The following is a 13,489-nucleotide window of genomic DNA, read 5'->3' as shown; positions in this document are numbered from 1 at the left end:
TACATCGAATAACCTCGCAGGCTTTGCGCAGGTCCTCTTTGGTTCATCTTCAAAGCAGGTGAAAGGGGCATAGGCATGCCGGACACTGCTGCGGACAGTTCAGGCGGTTCACGCGTTGTTCTTGCAATGACGGCCATTTGCATGATGGTCGTTGGCTTCAACACCACCGCTGTTGCGACCATCCTTCCATATCTGAAGGCCGAGTTCGATCTGACGCCCTCGGGTCTGCAATGGGTGATGGCGATCTATACGGTGGCAAGCGCGGCCCTTGTGACGATTGTAAGTCGGCTTGGGGATATCACGGGCAAGATGGGTGTCTTTTTCTTTGGCATGATCGTGTTTGCTTGTGGCTCGGCTTCGGTGCTGTTTTCACAGAACGCGTCGATGCTGCTGATTGGGCGTGGCGCGCAAGGGGCAGGGGCTGCGGCCCTGTTCGGCACCTCATTGTCCCTGCTGACCGCCGCAACGCCCGAGGAAGAACGGGCCAGCGTGACCGGTGTGTGGGGCGCGATCGTGGGCCTTGCGATAGGCATCGGGCCCATAGTCGGAGGAAGTTTTGCCAATTTCCTAAGCTGGCGCGGGGTATTCGCCACAGACCTTGTGTTACTTGCCATTGCGTTTGTGATCGGCCTGCAGGTCAGCAGGAAAAACTATGTCCCGGATACGCGCCTTCAGGGTGCGAAATTCGATACCGCAGGGGCGATAGCTATTGTCTTGCTTCTGGGTCCATTGTCATTCGCACTCAGCAACGGTGAAGCACGCGGATGGGACAATGCCCTGACCATTGTTCCTTTGGGGGTCGCCGCTTTGGCGGCTGTCGGTCTGGTTTATACCTCGCGGCGCAGCGACGATCCGCTGGTCGAGTTCCGATATTTCCGGCACCCGCGCTACCTTATGGCGGCAACGGGGATGTTCTTTGTGGGATTTGCGTTGTTTTGTTTCTTTATCTATTTCAACGTGTTCGTCCAATCCCCGGACGCGTTCGGCTATTCACCGGTTGAGGCAGGCGTCGCGATACTGCCGCTAAGCCTGAGCATGTTTGTCATTTCCGTCACCGCTCCGCGCCTGCTTGCGCCATACAGTTTTCAATGGCCGGTGACCGTCGCAATGGGATTGATGGCCTGCGGCTTCCTGCTTTTGACAACAACCTCGAACATCGACAGCTATGCTGAAATCTGGTGGAAGCTGATCATTGTGGGGGTTGGCATCGGCATTTGTTTTTCGTTGCTGCCCCGTCTCGGGCTTCGGTTGCTGCCCGACGAACATGTCGGACAGGGGTCCGGGGTGATCAACACATTCCTGTATTTCGGGGCCACGATGGGATCGGTTGTCGGCGGTCTGGCCGCGTCCCTGACCATCCGCTCCGGCCTGTCCGAAGTCATCGCGGCGCTGCCCGACGGGTCGGCACAGCGCGGCGACCTTGCGCGCGCCCTGACGCATGGCACGGCAACACAGGTGGAACAGTTGATTGCCGGGCTTGACCCGTCAACAGGCTCAACACTAGCCAAAGCATTGCGTGACCTGCAGGATAATGCATTTGATGCGGCGATGCTCATGGCTGCTATCGCGGCCTGTATCGGGCTGGTGATCGCGCTGCTGTTGCTGCGCGGTCCGGTTCCGCCATTGCACGACGCGGCCGAACTCACGAAACCCAAGGATCAGAAACCGGGGAAAGCAGGGGCCTGAAACGAAAGAAGGCCGCCCGCTGGCGACCTTCCTTTGAAAGACTGTGGCAAAGGTTTAGAAACCCAGGCCTTCGTATTTCTTCTTGAACTTCGACACGCGGCCGCCAGCGTCCAACAGGCGCGACGAACCACCGGTCCATGCAGGATGTACCGAAGGGTCGATTTCCAGTGCCAGCTGGTCGCCTTCGCTGCCCCAGGTGGATTTCATCTGAACGACGGTGCCATCGGTCATCTTGACGTCGATGACGTGATAATCGGGATGGATGTCTTTTTTCATCTTTCCGCTCCTTACGCTTCGGCGCCAGCTTTAGGCTTGTAGTTGGTGACCTCTGCGATACGTGCGGATTTACCGCGACGCGAGCGCAGATAGTACAGTTTGGCGCGGCGAACGCGACCACGGCGGACAACGGTGATGCTGTCGATATTGGTCGAATACAGCGGGAACACACGCTCCACGCCTTCGCCAAACGAGATTTTGCGAACGGTGAACGAACCGGCAATGCCGTTGCCGTTGTTGCGCGCGATGCAGACGCCTTCGTAGTTCTGCACACGGGTGCGCGACCCTTCGGTCACCTTATAGCCGACACGGATAGTGTCACCGGCTTTGAAATCGGGGATGTCTTTCCCCAGGGCGGCAATCTGTTCCGCCTCAAGCTGTGCGATCAGGTCCATCGCAGTTTCTCCTATCTGCTCGTGGTTGGTCCACGAAGTTGGGTACGGCCTGAGAGCTCTTGGTCTTCACCGGGTCCTGCGTACAGCCCGCCAGAGGTCAGATCGAATGTTCCTTTGGTCTGGCCTGACCCGGCGCATCCCTGCCGAAGAAAGCGGGACGTCACGCCATGGTGCAAACCAAAACACCGGAGTCGCAGAACGCGGCACCGGATTGCGGTCGTTTAAGGGTATTGCCGGCAGGGATCAAGGGAAAAACGCCCTGTCTTGCCCAAGGCGCCGGTAGGAATCCGCCAGCCTGAAAGTAAGGCGTTGCCAAGCGGCCCAGATCAGGCATTCTGAGGCAAATAATATGAGCAGATATTTCAGACAGGACCCTATGATGCGATTGGCATTCATGCTGGCCATAACGGCCGTCGCGCTGATGTCTTGCGGGCGGGGCGGCCCGAAACCTCAGGCCGTAGAACCCGTTCCGGGCGTGGACAGGACAGCACCGCTTGTGATCTACCCCGATTTTGGCGACGCGGATCCCCATGACTGGGAAGGGCGTCACCCCGGACAATACCCGATCCATGGCCTTGACGTTTCACGCTGGCAGGGGCCGATTGACTGGCGCACGGCCCGGGCATCAGGCGTCAGCTTTGTTTTTCTGAAGGCGACCGAAGGCGGCGACGTGGCCGATCCCCTGTTCGATGATCACCGCCGCGGCGCACAGTCGGCTGGTGTGCCCTGGGGCGCCTATCACTATTATTATTTCTGCCGCTCGGCCCGGGAACAGGCCCGCTGGTTCATCCAGAACGTGCCCAAAGGGGCAGACCTGCCGCATGTGCTGGATATGGAATGGACGCCGCATTCCAAGACTTGCACGCTGCGCCCTGATGGCAGAACCGTCCGCGCCGAGGCGCAGCGTTTTCTGGACATTCTCGAACGACATTATGGCCGCCGCCCGATCGTCTATACCACGGTGGATTTCTATGAAGACACCGATATCGGGCGCCTGCCCAAGACCGAGTTCTGGCTGAGATCGGTTGCGGGCCACCCCCGCACTGTCTATCCCCGCGCGGTCTGGCGGTTCTGGCAATATACCGGCACCGGTCTGGTGCCGGGCGTTCAGGGCCGGGTAGACATCAACACCTTCAACGGCACACCAGACGTCTGGGCCAGATGGAAGGTCGGGGGTTAGGTCTTAGGAGTACCGTAGGTTTCCATAGTGCCGCCGCCAACCAGATGGTCCAACCGGCGCTCCCGCTCTTCCCCAAAGGCGTTGCGCACCCAGAACGATTCACCTGCGCTCAGTTCCCGGCGTTCGAAGCCGCGCTCTTGCAGGCAACGGTCCACCTGATCGATTTCGCCCTGCGTGCGCAGTTCGTCCTGGATCGGGGCGGTAATCGCAGGGCCGATGAGGATACCCCACAGCAGGATATTCGTTGCATATCCCCCGATGACGGCGCTGTTTCCACCTTCGTCAGCTTCCTGAGAGCAGGAATCGACCGCAACCCGCGCCGAATGCAGATTGTGACCGGCTTGCGTTGGCACGGACATCCCCAGTGGTTTGGTCGTGCAGGCAGAGGCAACCAGAAAAGCGCCAAGCAATAACTTCTTCATTATGCAATTAGTCTTTCGTTTTAAGGTCCTGAAAACGCAGGGCTTTCAAACGTGCATATTTTGGAGGACGATCAACTGCAAATAGAATTCCGGCAAACACAGAACCTAAGGCATGTCTGCAACATTCGGGCGTTCTAATCAGACGAATCCGATCGGGATTTTGCATAGTCGGCCCAGATATCCGGGCGCCGCTCGCGGGTAATGTCCTCAGCCATCTTGTGACGCCATTCGGCGATGCGGCCGTGGTGGCCCGACATCAGAACCTCGGGTATCGGGCGGCCTTTCCAATCCGCAGGGCGGGTGTATTGCGGATGCTCCAGCAAGCCCGAGGAAAAGCTTTCCTCTTCGGTCGAGGCCTGATTGCCCAGAACGCCGGGGATCAGGCGCACCGTGGCATCGATCAGGGCCTGTGCCGCAATCTCACCGCCGGTCATCACGAAATCCCCCAACGAGACCTCCTGCACACCGTAATGCTCCAGTACACGCTCATCCACGCCTTCGAACCGGCCACACAGCAGGGTCATGCCATCGCAGCGTGCAAGGGTCTGCATCATACGCTGGTCCATGCGCCGCCCGCGCGGGCTGAGGTAAATCAGTGGCCAGTTGCCCTGAATGCCCGCCATGGTGTGCTCAATGGCTTCGCCCAACACATCGGGCCGCAAAACCATACCCGCGCCGCCCCCGGCAGGCGTGTCATCCACGTTGCGATGCCTGCCGACGCCGAATTGCCGCAAGTCCACGGTTTCCAGCTGCCACAACCCTTCCTGCAGCGCCTTGCCGGTCAGGCTTTCTCCCAGAACGCCCGGAAAAGCGGTTGGAAACAGGGTGATGATCTTCGCCTTCCAGACGCCATGCAGGTCCGGGGTGGGTGTCATCAGCTCACGCGGTTTCAGCGTGGCCCGGATCGCCTTGCGACCATAGGATTTGCTGGGTTTGTCAGTCATTTCTGGCGGGCCAATTCATGTTGGGCGGTTCGAATCAGGGCCTTTTTCTGAGTGATCAATGCCGCTTCGTCCAGCGATGATCGGTTCAGGGCCAGCATTTCCCTCAGAACGTCGTCGGACAGCTGAAGGCTTTCATGCGCGGGCTTCACAAGCCGTGCAGATTTTCCGGGTGGCAGGGCGAGAAATTCGGCAAATGGTGCGCCTAGTCCAAGGTGGTGGCCTTTCAGCGCTTCCATCCACGCGGTCTGTACCGTGACAGTTGGCAACCGGTCCCTGATCCGGTCTGCCGTGTCCTGTGGCGATGGCAGATGCGCAAGATCGGCGCAAAATCCGTCCAGGTCCTGAACCATGCGCGACAGGTGCAGATCATGCGCCCAAAGGCTGCGCAGCCACTCATCGCGATTGCGCAACGACAGATAGATGGAGATGTCGGTTTCCTCGCCCATCAGACGGCGGCGCAGCACGCTGACGACCGTTTCCGCCAGTTCGGGTGCCGCCCCGTATCCTTCGCTTTTGTTCCTGCTGGGGCGCAGGCCCAGAAAATTCTCTTCGCTCAGGATCAATCCCCGGCGTGCTCCGAAATCCAGACCGTCGAAAAAAGTGTGCAGCTGACCGCCAAAACCCGCCAGCGTGTCATCCAGTCGATAGATCGAATGGCGCGTGGCCGCTTCGTTCAACCCGGCCTTGCGGGTCTTATACGGAAGAACCAGAGCGAAATGCGGCCAGATCAGCTCGCGGTTTTCGTGCAGAAAGGACTGTGCTGCCGTCATGCCGGTCTTGTGAAAACCCAGATGCAGCAGAACACGTCGCATCAGATCAGGCCTTCGGGCGGGTCGGCCACGATGCGGCCCTGTTCCAGATCGACGGTTGGCACCACCTGCATCGTGAACGGCAGAAGAACCGTCGCCTTCAGGCCCGGCCCGTGTAGTTCCAGCAGGTCCGTGGCCCCGTGGTTCTGCACGGATTTGACCTTGCCCAGAAGGGTGCCGCCGGTGTCATAGACCTCAAGCCCAATCAGGTCTGTGTGGTAGAACTCGTCATCGGGCAACGAGGGCAACTGATCGCGCCGCGCAAACAGGCGCAAACCGTTCAGGGCATCTGCCTGTTCCTTGGTTTCGACCCCGCCAAGACGGGCGGCAAAACCGTTCTTGATCGTACGCGTCAGAACCACCGGATAACGTTCCTTGCCGGTTTCATCCGTCAGTGGCGAATACGTCTCGATATTTTCGGGAACGGCGCAGAAGCTTTTCAGGCGCACTTCACCGCGTACACCATAAGACCCCGCGACGCTGCCGACGCAGATCAGATCATTCATTGGCAGCCCCCGTCGTCAAACAGATCCCGTTTCTCCACTCGCCAAGCCCTTCGCAGGCTTCGCGCTGATTGTTGCGCTCAAAGAACACGCCCACAATAAAGGCGATCAGCAGCAGAATGGGAAGGCGTATCAATCCGAACATGCGGCCCTACCTTGTTTCGATCTTCAGGCTGTCGGCCCGGTTTTCCCAGCCAACCTGCTCAAGTTCGGGGGTGTCAGATATCTGTTCCGGCCATCCGACACAGAAATACCCGATCAGACGCCAGTTGCCCGGCACATCCAGATCGCGCGCCATCTGTTCGGGGTCCAGAATGGATACCCAGCCCAGCCCCAGCCCCTCTGCCCGTAGGGCCAGCCAGAACAGGGTGATCGCAGAGACCACGGAATAACGCCGCATCTCGGGCATCGAGCCCGCGCCGAGACCCATTCCCTTGTCGGTGTTGTCGTCGCAGAACACGGCCAGTTGCACCGGCGCTTCCTGCATTCCCGACAGTTTCAGGCGGCTGTAAAGCTGCGCCCTGTCGCCGGAATAGCCCGCCAGGGCGTCATCGTTGGCGGTTTGGAAATTCCTTAGCGCCGCAGCCCGGGCTGCGGCGCTTTCGACGCGGATCACGCGCCACGGTTCGCTTAGCCCAACCGACGGGGCCAGCCGAAACGCGTCGAGGCAGCGCGCAAGCACTGCCTCGTCTACCGCGTCGCCTCGGAACCGGCGCACATCGCGCCGGAGCCGCAACAACAGATCGAACTGCGTGCGAAATGCGTCAGTAAAGGTCTGATCCCGCACGCTTCGGCCTGCTTATTCTTCTGCAGCCGCTTCTTCAGCCGGTGCAGCAGCTGCTTCGGCAGCTTCCGCAGCCTTTGCAGCTTTCTCTTCCGCGCGTTCCTGAGCTTTCTTGCCCGGGGTACCCTTGTTGGGGTTGTTGCGCTCGGCCTTGTCACGGGTGCCGGCAGCTTCCAGCATGCGTGCGATACGGTCGGTGGGCTGGGCGCCCTGATCCAGCCAGTGCTGAACGCGTTCCATATCCATTTTCACACGCTCTTCGCTGTCTTTCGGCAGCAGCGGGTTGTAGGTGCCCAGTTTCTCGATGAAACGGCCGTCGCGCGGCATCCGGCTGTCAGCCGCCACGATGCGGTAAAACGGACGTTTTTTCGAGCCTGCGCGGGCGAGACGAATTTTCATTGCCATGGTGGTATCTCCTTTGAATGGCATCACGCCGGAGGCGTGTATTTGATTGGCCGGTGTCTTTTCCGGTTAATTCTGGTGTTTGTTGAACCTCTGGTTCACTTCTAACTTGCTGAACCTCTGGTTCACCCTTGGTGTTTCCTGTGGTGTCGGATGACTTCCTGAATGATGAAATTCAGAAAAGCCTTGGCGAAATCGGGGTCCAGATCGGCCTCTTTCGCCAGGTCTTCAAGCCGTGCGATCTGCGTGGCCTCACGCGAGGGATCGGACGGGGGAAGGTTGTGTTCGGCCTTGAGCTTGCCAACGGCCTGTGTGTGTTTGAACCGCTCGCCCAGCGTATAGACAAGGATCGCATCCAGCCGGTCGATGCTTTCGCGATGCTCTTTCAGCAATGCAGCCGCGCGTGTCACGGGGTTGTTCATTGGCCGGTCCTTTCGGCTGTCGAAACGTCAATCTTGGGGTGCCGCCACACCTGGCAGGACTGGCCCAGCAGTTCGGCATTGTCACGCTCCAGCGTTGCACCCAACCGCTCGGCCAAAGCGCGCGAACGGTCGTTTTTGTGGGCGATATACGAAATCACCCCGTTCAGGCCCTGATGCCGCGCCGCATAGGACCGGGCGGCAAGCGCCGCCTCGTAGGCAAAGCCTTTGCCTTCGAAATCTTCCATCACGGTCCAGCCCAGTTCAGGCTCGTCCCAGCCGGGGGCGTTAATCAGGCCGACGTTGCCTGCGAACCGACCGCTGGATTTCTCGGTCAGGTGCCAAAGGCCAAATCCTTTCAACGCCCAGTGCCCAAGGCGTCTGGCCAACATGCCCCAGCTTTCCAGCGCGTCCCGGGGTCCGCCCACCATATGGCTGCGCTCGGTCGCAAAGAATGCGGTCAGCGCAGGCAGATCATCCAGATGCGGGGCACGCAGGATCAGGCGTTCGGTTTCAACGGTGGGGATGGTGAACGCGGTCATGCGTAGGCCTCCATCCCGCCATTCACCAGATCGGCAGGCGCGGGGTGCCGCCAAATCTCGGACTTGCCGAATTTGGGATGGTCATAGTGATACTCGAACTGCGCGCCCAGCCGTTTCGCCACGGCCTTGCTGGCATGATTGTCCAGATCAATCAGCGAGATCGCCGTCTCCCACCCCAGAACATCATACGCATAAGACCGCGCGGCCAGTGCCGCCTCGGTCGCATATCCCTTGCCGGTGGCATGGTTCATCAGGGTCCAGCCGATTTCGGGTTCGGGCCAGCCTTCGGGGCACCAAAGCCCGATCCGCCCGACATAAGTGCCCGAGGCTTTTTCTTCGGCGCTCCAGAACCCGTAACCGCGCAGGGACCAGTGGCCCAGCAGCGAAGCGATCAGTCGCCAGACCTCATCCCGGCGCAGTGGCCCGCCGACGAATTTCGCCGCATCGCTGGCGAAAAACGCGGTATCGGCGTCCAGATCAGCCTCGGACGGCGCGCGCAGGATCAGGCGCTCGGTTTCAAGCCGGGGGATATGTTGGGCGATGGCGTTCATTACTTCTTCTTGCCAAACCCGCTCAGGCCCTGAGGCAGCCCCATGCCTCCGCCCAGGCCGGGCAGTCCGCCGGGCATTTTGCCGCCCATCGCCTTGGCCGCCTGTTCCAGTGCCTTGGGGTCCATGCCGGTTGCCATGTCTTCGGGGCTGGGGCCGCCTTTGCCGAACATGCCCTTCATGGCCTGTTTCAGCATCTTGCCTTTGCCCATCTTGCCCATCTTTTTCATCATGTCCGACATCTGCCGGTGCATCTTGAGCAGCTTGTTGAGGTCGCTGACCTCCATTCCCGAACCGGCTGCAATCCGTTTCTTGCGGCTGGCTTGCAGCAGCTGTGGGTTGGCGCGTTCGCGTTTGGTCATGGACTGGATCAAGGCGATCTGCTGGCGCAGGATCTTGTCGTCCAGACCCGCCTGATCCATCTGCTTGGCCATTTTGCCCATGCCCGGCATCATGCCCATCATGCCCTGCATGCCACCCATCTGGATCATCTGTTCCAGCTGCATCTTCAGGTCGTTCATGTTGAACTGACCTTTGACCATGCGCTTCATCATGCGCTCGGTCTGTTCCATCTCCATCGTTTCCTGGGCCTTTTCGACCAGGGCAACGATGTCGCCCATGCCCAGAATACGTCCGGCGATCCGGTCCGGCTCAAAGGTCTCCAGCGCGTCCATCTTCTCGCCCAGACCGACAAAGCGAATAGGCTTGCCAGTCACTGCGCGCATCGACAGCGCCGCACCACCGCGCCCGTCCCCGTCCATCCGGGTCAGGACCACGCCCGAGATGCCGACCTTGGCGTCGAATTCTTCGGCCACTTCAACGGCGACCTGACCGGTCAGGCCGTCAACCACCAGCAGGGTCTCGCGCGGGTCAACCGCATTGCGGACCTGCTCGACCTCGTCCATCAGCACTTCGTCGATATGCAGGCGACCGGCGGTATCCAGCATATAGACGTCATAGCCGCCCAATGTGGCTTGCTGCTTGGCGCGCTTGGCGATGTCGACGGGTTTCTGGCCCGGTACAATCGGCAGCGTATCAACGCCGACCTGCGCGCCCAGAACCGCCAGCTGGTCCATCGCCGCCGGGCGATAAACGTCGAGCGAGGCCATCAGGACCTTCTTGCCCTCTTTCTCTTTCAGGCGTTTGGCAAGCTTACCAGTGGTGGTGGTCTTACCCGAACCCTGCAAACCGACCATCAGGATCGGGGCAGGCGGGTTGTCGATCTTCAGCTTGCCGGGGTCTTCCTCACCACGCAGGGTATCGACCAGCGCGTCATGCACGATCTTGACGACCTGCTGGCCGGGGGTGATCGACTTGGTCACCGCCTGACCGGTTGCCTGGTCCTGCACCTTCTTGACGAATTCACGCGCCACCGGCAGCGAGACGTCGGCCTCGAGCAGGGCAACACGGACCTCGCGCAGGGCGGTCTTGACGTCTTCTTCAGACAGGGCACCCTGTTTGGTCAGCCGGTCAAAGACGCCGGAAAGGCGTTCGGATAGATTTTCAAACATGCCTTCGGCCTCCTTAGCCGGTTATCTGATGGCGCGTCCTAGATAGGATGCGTCGGTTAAATGCACAAACGCCCCCACGGGCGAAACTCGCTGGTGGGGGGCGATCCCTGAACGACTCAAGGGACCGGAAGATCAAGACGCTTCCGGATGTTTGGCGGTCATCTACGCCTCTGGGCGCTGCGAGTCAAGGCAAACGCTTTGAGCATCTGGCCACTTGGTGTAGCGTCCAAAGGTCGGGGTCAGTTTTGGAGTTTGGTCATGAGTCAACCATTGCCGCAGCGCACCAGGGATTATGTCGGTGAAGTCACGAATACCGATATCTGGTCCGACTTCGTAATCCGTCCCGACGACATCTTTGTCTGCACGCCTCCCAAATGCGGCACCACGTGGACGCAGACGCTGGTACGAATGCTGATCACCAAAACCGCGGATCCAGTCGTGTACAACAACGCGGTCTCTCCCTGGCTCGATTGCGGGTTCAGAGATCGTGAGGAGCAGGACAGAATACTTGCCGCACAGACGCACAGACGGTGCATCAAGACCCACACGCCATTGGACGGGATCACCTATTCCCCGGATGCGACCTATCTGGTGGTGCATCGCCATCCGGTTGACGTGCATTTCTCGCTGCGCCGCCATGTGGAAAACATGAAAGACGACTGGCTGGACTACCTGTTTCCCGATGATCTTTCCGAAGCCTTCGCGATGTTTCTGGACCGGCCCGCCTCGTCAAAGGGCACCGACGATCTGACGCTGGCCTCATACGTCCACCATTACCGTTCATTCTGCGCGTTCCGGCATCTGCCAAACATCCATTTCCTGCACTACGCCGAACTCAGCCGCGATTTGCCGGGGCAGGTGGCGCGGATCGCAAACATCTTGGGGACCGAGATCGCGCCAGAATTGATCGACGATATCGCTGAGGCCGCAAGCTTTGGTTCAATGAAGGAAAACGCCCGGCGCGCTTCGCAGCAGCCTGGTTTCAAAAGCGCGTTTCAGGACTACGCGCAGTTCTTCTCGTCCGGGACCAGCAACAAATGGGAGGGCAAGCTGACCGCCGATGACATGGCCCGATACGACGCGCGCCTGTCCGAAATGGTGACACCGGCCGATCGAGCCTGGCTGGAGCACGGACAAGTCCTGTAATCGTCAGGCCTGTTCCTTCGTGTCTTCCTGCTGCGCGGGCAGCCATGCATTGACCGCGTCAACCAGTTTATGCGCGCCGCGCCCGTTCGAGAACGCATCGACAATCGGATGACGCCCTTCGCTCATTCCCTTGTCCAGCACCAGAACCGGGCGATACAGCGTCGAACTGCTGCTGTCGCTGCGGAAAGTCGAGCTTTCAACTTCGGCATGGGACAGGCTGGACAGCTGATGCTCGACCGCTTCATAGCCAAAGACAGACTGCCTGCGGATCAGAATGCGGTTCTTTGTGCGGTCCAGAATGACCTGAACCCGCCGCACGAAAACGCAGAACGCCCCGACACCTAGCCCGCCGCCGATTAGTGCAAAGAACAGCCCGAACCAGATATTCTCGCCGCCGTCACTGACCATGACCAGCCCTGCGCCGACAAAGGCCAGTATGAAAAAGACCAGCATGATTCCGATGAACCAGGGCGTGTCGGCAAGGATCAGTTGGGTCGGAGTGTTTCGTGTGACTTTCATGGCGGCACGCTAGCACCGTTTTCTGCTCTGCCCCAGCTTGAATTCGCTGCCATGTTGCGCGATGAGCGCTACAAACAGGAGGGCCTCATGGACGCATCATCCACATTTCAGGATACATTGCCGCTCAGTTCTGACGCGCTGTTGGCGCAGCTGGATGATTGGGGGCTGCCCTACCGCCTGCATACCCATGTTCCCTTGCGCACGGTCGAGGACTCCAAGGCCGTAGAAGGCCAGTTCATGGTGCCGGGCGAGAACGCGTTGCGGGTCAAGAACCTGTATCTGCGCGACAAGAAAAAGCGCAACTACCTGGTGACGCTGGAACAAAGCCGCGAGATTGACCTCAAGGCGCTGGGCGCAGAACTGGGTGTCGGCGCCCTGTCCTTTGGGTCGGCAGACCGGCTGTTGCAGAACCTAGGTATTCGCCCCGGCGCGGTCAGCCCGCTGGCGATGATCAACGGTGTGCAGAACAATGTGCAGTTCTTCATGGACGCCGCTGCCCAAGGGGCCGAGGTGATTTATATGCACCCGTTGGTCAATGACCGTACCGTTGTGATGAAACAATCCGACGTGATGGCGTTCTTCGATCGCATCGGTTGCACCGTTATGTGGCTGCCCTGATCACTCAAGCGCCAGTTTCAGCGCGGCGGCGACATGCGCGGCGGACGGGTTGATGAACAGGTGCCCGTCGGCCTCGAATACCGGGTCATCCAGATGCTTTGGAAAGGCCAGCGGCAGCTCGGTACAGGCCAGCAGGATGGCGGTTCCGGGACGGGCATGTTTGTTGCAAAAGGCCAGCAGTCTTGCGCGGGCCGCATCAGAGGCACCACCGTAGAAATCACTGTCGATCATCGCCTGCATCTCGGAAATCTCGGAGTCGGGCAGCCGCGCATTCGCGGTGATGCCCTCGGCCGCCAGACGATCCGCATAGTTGGTGGCCTGCATTGTCACGGTTGTTCCCAGCACCAATGCGTTTGACACGCCTGTGCTGGCCGTGGCCTCTGCCGTTGCATCGAAAATGCTGAGGATGGGCATGGAAACACCCTGTCTGATCGCGTGCAGCCGCGCGTGCGGGGTGTTGGACGCTATGATGCCAAAATCGCATCCCGCGCGCTCCAGCGTCAGCAGCGCGTCGCGAAACACCGCATCAAACGCCGCCCAGCTGGCTTCGTCCCCGGCGACACCTCGCAAGGCGCGGGTCTTGGCCTGTGTGACGGACTCGATGGTCATGGCAGGGATCGGCAAGGGCGCGCCGTGGCCGCGCGCCGCAAAGTGACGCCCGGCACCCTCGGCAATGGCACGGTAATAGTCCACGGTCGAGGCCCAACCCACACCGCCCAGAATTCCGATCTTTTTCATGCGCGCCATCCAGTCCGCCAGTTCCATCTGACCAGCAGACTGGACGT

The 13,489-nt window shown here is 60.0% G+C and carries 19 protein-coding genes; 4 read left to right on the top strand and 15 right to left on the bottom strand.

Annotation, left to right across the window (positions count from 1 at the left end; genetic code table 11):
• Positions 1 to 75: 75 nt before the first annotated feature.
• Complete coding sequence (locus ACR0M9_RS17025; RefSeq protein ID WP_480774180.1) at positions 76 to 1,686, top strand: MFS transporter; 1,611 nt, start codon at positions 76 to 78, stop codon at positions 1,684 to 1,686.
• A gap of 54 nt (positions 1,687 to 1,740) precedes the next feature.
• Here ACR0M9_RS17025 and rpmE read toward each other — a convergent pair whose 3' ends face one another.
• Both rpmE and rplS read right to left on the bottom strand, forming a co-directional pair.
• A complete protein-coding gene (gene rpmE, locus ACR0M9_RS17020) occupies positions 1,741 to 1,962 on the bottom strand; it encodes a 50S ribosomal protein L31 (protein ID WP_267366773.1) in 222 nt (73 codons plus the stop codon).
• An 11-nt stretch (positions 1,963 to 1,973) separates the two neighbouring features.
• Positions 1,974 to 2,357, bottom strand: coding sequence for a 50S ribosomal protein L19 (rplS, locus tag ACR0M9_RS17015; RefSeq protein ID WP_117869922.1), 384 nt, complete (start codon positions 2,355 to 2,357; stop codon positions 1,974 to 1,976).
• Between the two features lie 379 nt (positions 2,358 to 2,736).
• Here rplS and ACR0M9_RS17010 point away from each other — a divergent pair, with 379 nt between their 5' ends.
• Positions 2,737 to 3,537 (top strand): glycoside hydrolase family 25 protein, encoded by an 801-nt coding sequence (locus ACR0M9_RS17010; protein ID WP_480774179.1) that lies wholly within the window; start codon positions 2,737 to 2,739, stop codon positions 3,535 to 3,537.
• Here the strand turns inward: ACR0M9_RS17010 and ACR0M9_RS17005 are convergent.
• The 11 genes from ACR0M9_RS17005 to ffh all read right to left on the bottom strand — a co-directional run bounded on the left by ACR0M9_RS17005 (position 3,534) and on the right by ffh (position 10,421).
• A complete protein-coding gene (locus ACR0M9_RS17005) occupies positions 3,534 to 3,959 on the bottom strand; it encodes a hypothetical protein (RefSeq protein ID WP_480774178.1) in 426 nt (141 codons plus the stop codon). The genes ACR0M9_RS17010 and ACR0M9_RS17005 overlap by 4 nt on opposite strands.
• A 134-nt stretch (positions 3,960 to 4,093) precedes the next feature.
• Positions 4,094 to 4,903 (bottom strand): tRNA (guanosine(37)-N1)-methyltransferase TrmD, encoded by an 810-nt coding sequence (trmD, locus tag ACR0M9_RS17000; RefSeq protein WP_480774177.1) that lies wholly within the window; start codon positions 4,901 to 4,903, stop codon positions 4,094 to 4,096.
• Positions 4,900 to 5,715 carry a hypothetical protein gene (locus ACR0M9_RS16995; RefSeq protein WP_480774176.1) on the bottom strand — a complete coding sequence of 272 codons (816 nt, stop codon included), beginning with the start codon at positions 5,713 to 5,715 and terminating at the stop codon, positions 4,900 to 4,902. The genes trmD and ACR0M9_RS16995 overlap by 4 nt, the downstream gene beginning before the upstream one ends.
• On the bottom strand, positions 5,715 to 6,218 hold the full coding sequence (rimM, locus tag ACR0M9_RS16990) for a ribosome maturation factor RimM (RefSeq protein ID WP_480774175.1): 504 nt from the start codon (positions 6,216 to 6,218) through the stop codon (positions 5,715 to 5,717). Before rimM ends, ACR0M9_RS16995 begins: the two co-directional genes overlap by 1 nt.
• The gene (locus ACR0M9_RS16985; protein ID WP_209506115.1) at positions 6,211 to 6,360 is read right to left on the bottom strand and encodes a hypothetical protein; all 150 of its coding nucleotides are present in this window, start codon (positions 6,358 to 6,360) and stop codon (positions 6,211 to 6,213) included. Before ACR0M9_RS16985 ends, rimM begins: the two co-directional genes overlap by 8 nt.
• Before the next feature lie 6 nt (positions 6,361 to 6,366).
• A complete protein-coding gene (gene bluB / locus ACR0M9_RS16980; RefSeq protein ID WP_480774174.1) occupies positions 6,367 to 7,002 on the bottom strand; it encodes a 5,6-dimethylbenzimidazole synthase in 636 nt (211 codons plus the stop codon).
• 12 nt (positions 7,003 to 7,014) lie between these two features.
• Positions 7,015 to 7,404 (bottom strand): 30S ribosomal protein S16, encoded by a 390-nt coding sequence (rpsP, locus tag ACR0M9_RS16975; RefSeq protein WP_209506119.1) that lies wholly within the window; start codon positions 7,402 to 7,404, stop codon positions 7,015 to 7,017.
• 122 nt (positions 7,405 to 7,526) lie between these two features.
• Entirely contained in the window at positions 7,527 to 7,823 is a 297-nt protein-coding gene (locus ACR0M9_RS16970; protein WP_209506121.1) for a chorismate mutase, read from the bottom strand.
• The gene (locus ACR0M9_RS16965) at positions 7,820 to 8,362 is read right to left on the bottom strand and encodes a GNAT family N-acetyltransferase (RefSeq protein WP_480774173.1); all 543 of its coding nucleotides are present in this window, start codon (positions 8,360 to 8,362) and stop codon (positions 7,820 to 7,822) included. The genes ACR0M9_RS16970 and ACR0M9_RS16965 overlap by 4 nt, the downstream gene beginning before the upstream one ends.
• A complete protein-coding gene (locus ACR0M9_RS16960; protein ID WP_480546184.1) occupies positions 8,359 to 8,913 on the bottom strand; it encodes a GNAT family N-acetyltransferase in 555 nt (184 codons plus the stop codon). Before ACR0M9_RS16960 ends, ACR0M9_RS16965 begins: the two co-directional genes overlap by 4 nt.
• Positions 8,913 to 10,421 carry a signal recognition particle protein gene (gene ffh / locus ACR0M9_RS16955; protein ID WP_480774172.1) on the bottom strand — a complete coding sequence of 503 codons (1,509 nt, stop codon included), beginning with the start codon at positions 10,419 to 10,421 and terminating at the stop codon, positions 8,913 to 8,915. The genes ACR0M9_RS16960 and ffh overlap by 1 nt, the downstream gene beginning before the upstream one ends.
• A gap of 258 nt (positions 10,422 to 10,679) precedes the next feature.
• Between ffh and ACR0M9_RS16950 the strand changes: the two genes are divergently transcribed.
• Positions 10,680 to 11,567, top strand: coding sequence for a sulfotransferase domain-containing protein (locus ACR0M9_RS16950; RefSeq protein WP_480774171.1), 888 nt, complete (start codon positions 10,680 to 10,682; stop codon positions 11,565 to 11,567).
• A 3-nt stretch (positions 11,568 to 11,570) separates the two neighbouring features.
• Here ACR0M9_RS16950 and ACR0M9_RS16945 read toward each other — a convergent pair whose 3' ends face one another.
• Positions 11,571 to 12,086, bottom strand: coding sequence for a hypothetical protein (locus ACR0M9_RS16945; RefSeq protein WP_480538736.1), 516 nt, complete (start codon positions 12,084 to 12,086; stop codon positions 11,571 to 11,573).
• 87 nt (positions 12,087 to 12,173) lie between these two features.
• Here ACR0M9_RS16945 and ACR0M9_RS16940 point away from each other — a divergent pair, with 87 nt between their 5' ends.
• Positions 12,174 to 12,704, top strand: coding sequence for a prolyl-tRNA synthetase associated domain-containing protein (locus ACR0M9_RS16940; protein WP_480519429.1), 531 nt, complete (start codon positions 12,174 to 12,176; stop codon positions 12,702 to 12,704).
• Here ACR0M9_RS16940 and ACR0M9_RS16935 read toward each other — a convergent pair whose 3' ends face one another.
• Positions 12,705 to 13,442 (bottom strand): aspartate/glutamate racemase family protein, encoded by a 738-nt coding sequence (locus tag ACR0M9_RS16935; RefSeq protein ID WP_480774170.1) that lies wholly within the window; start codon positions 13,440 to 13,442, stop codon positions 12,705 to 12,707.
• Positions 13,443 to 13,489 lie beyond the last annotated feature (47 nt).

Source organism: Ruegeria sp. CH2 (assembly GCF_056537065.1).
Note: the sequence above shows the minus strand (reverse complement) of the source record. Positions and strands in the feature narration are given on the sequence as shown.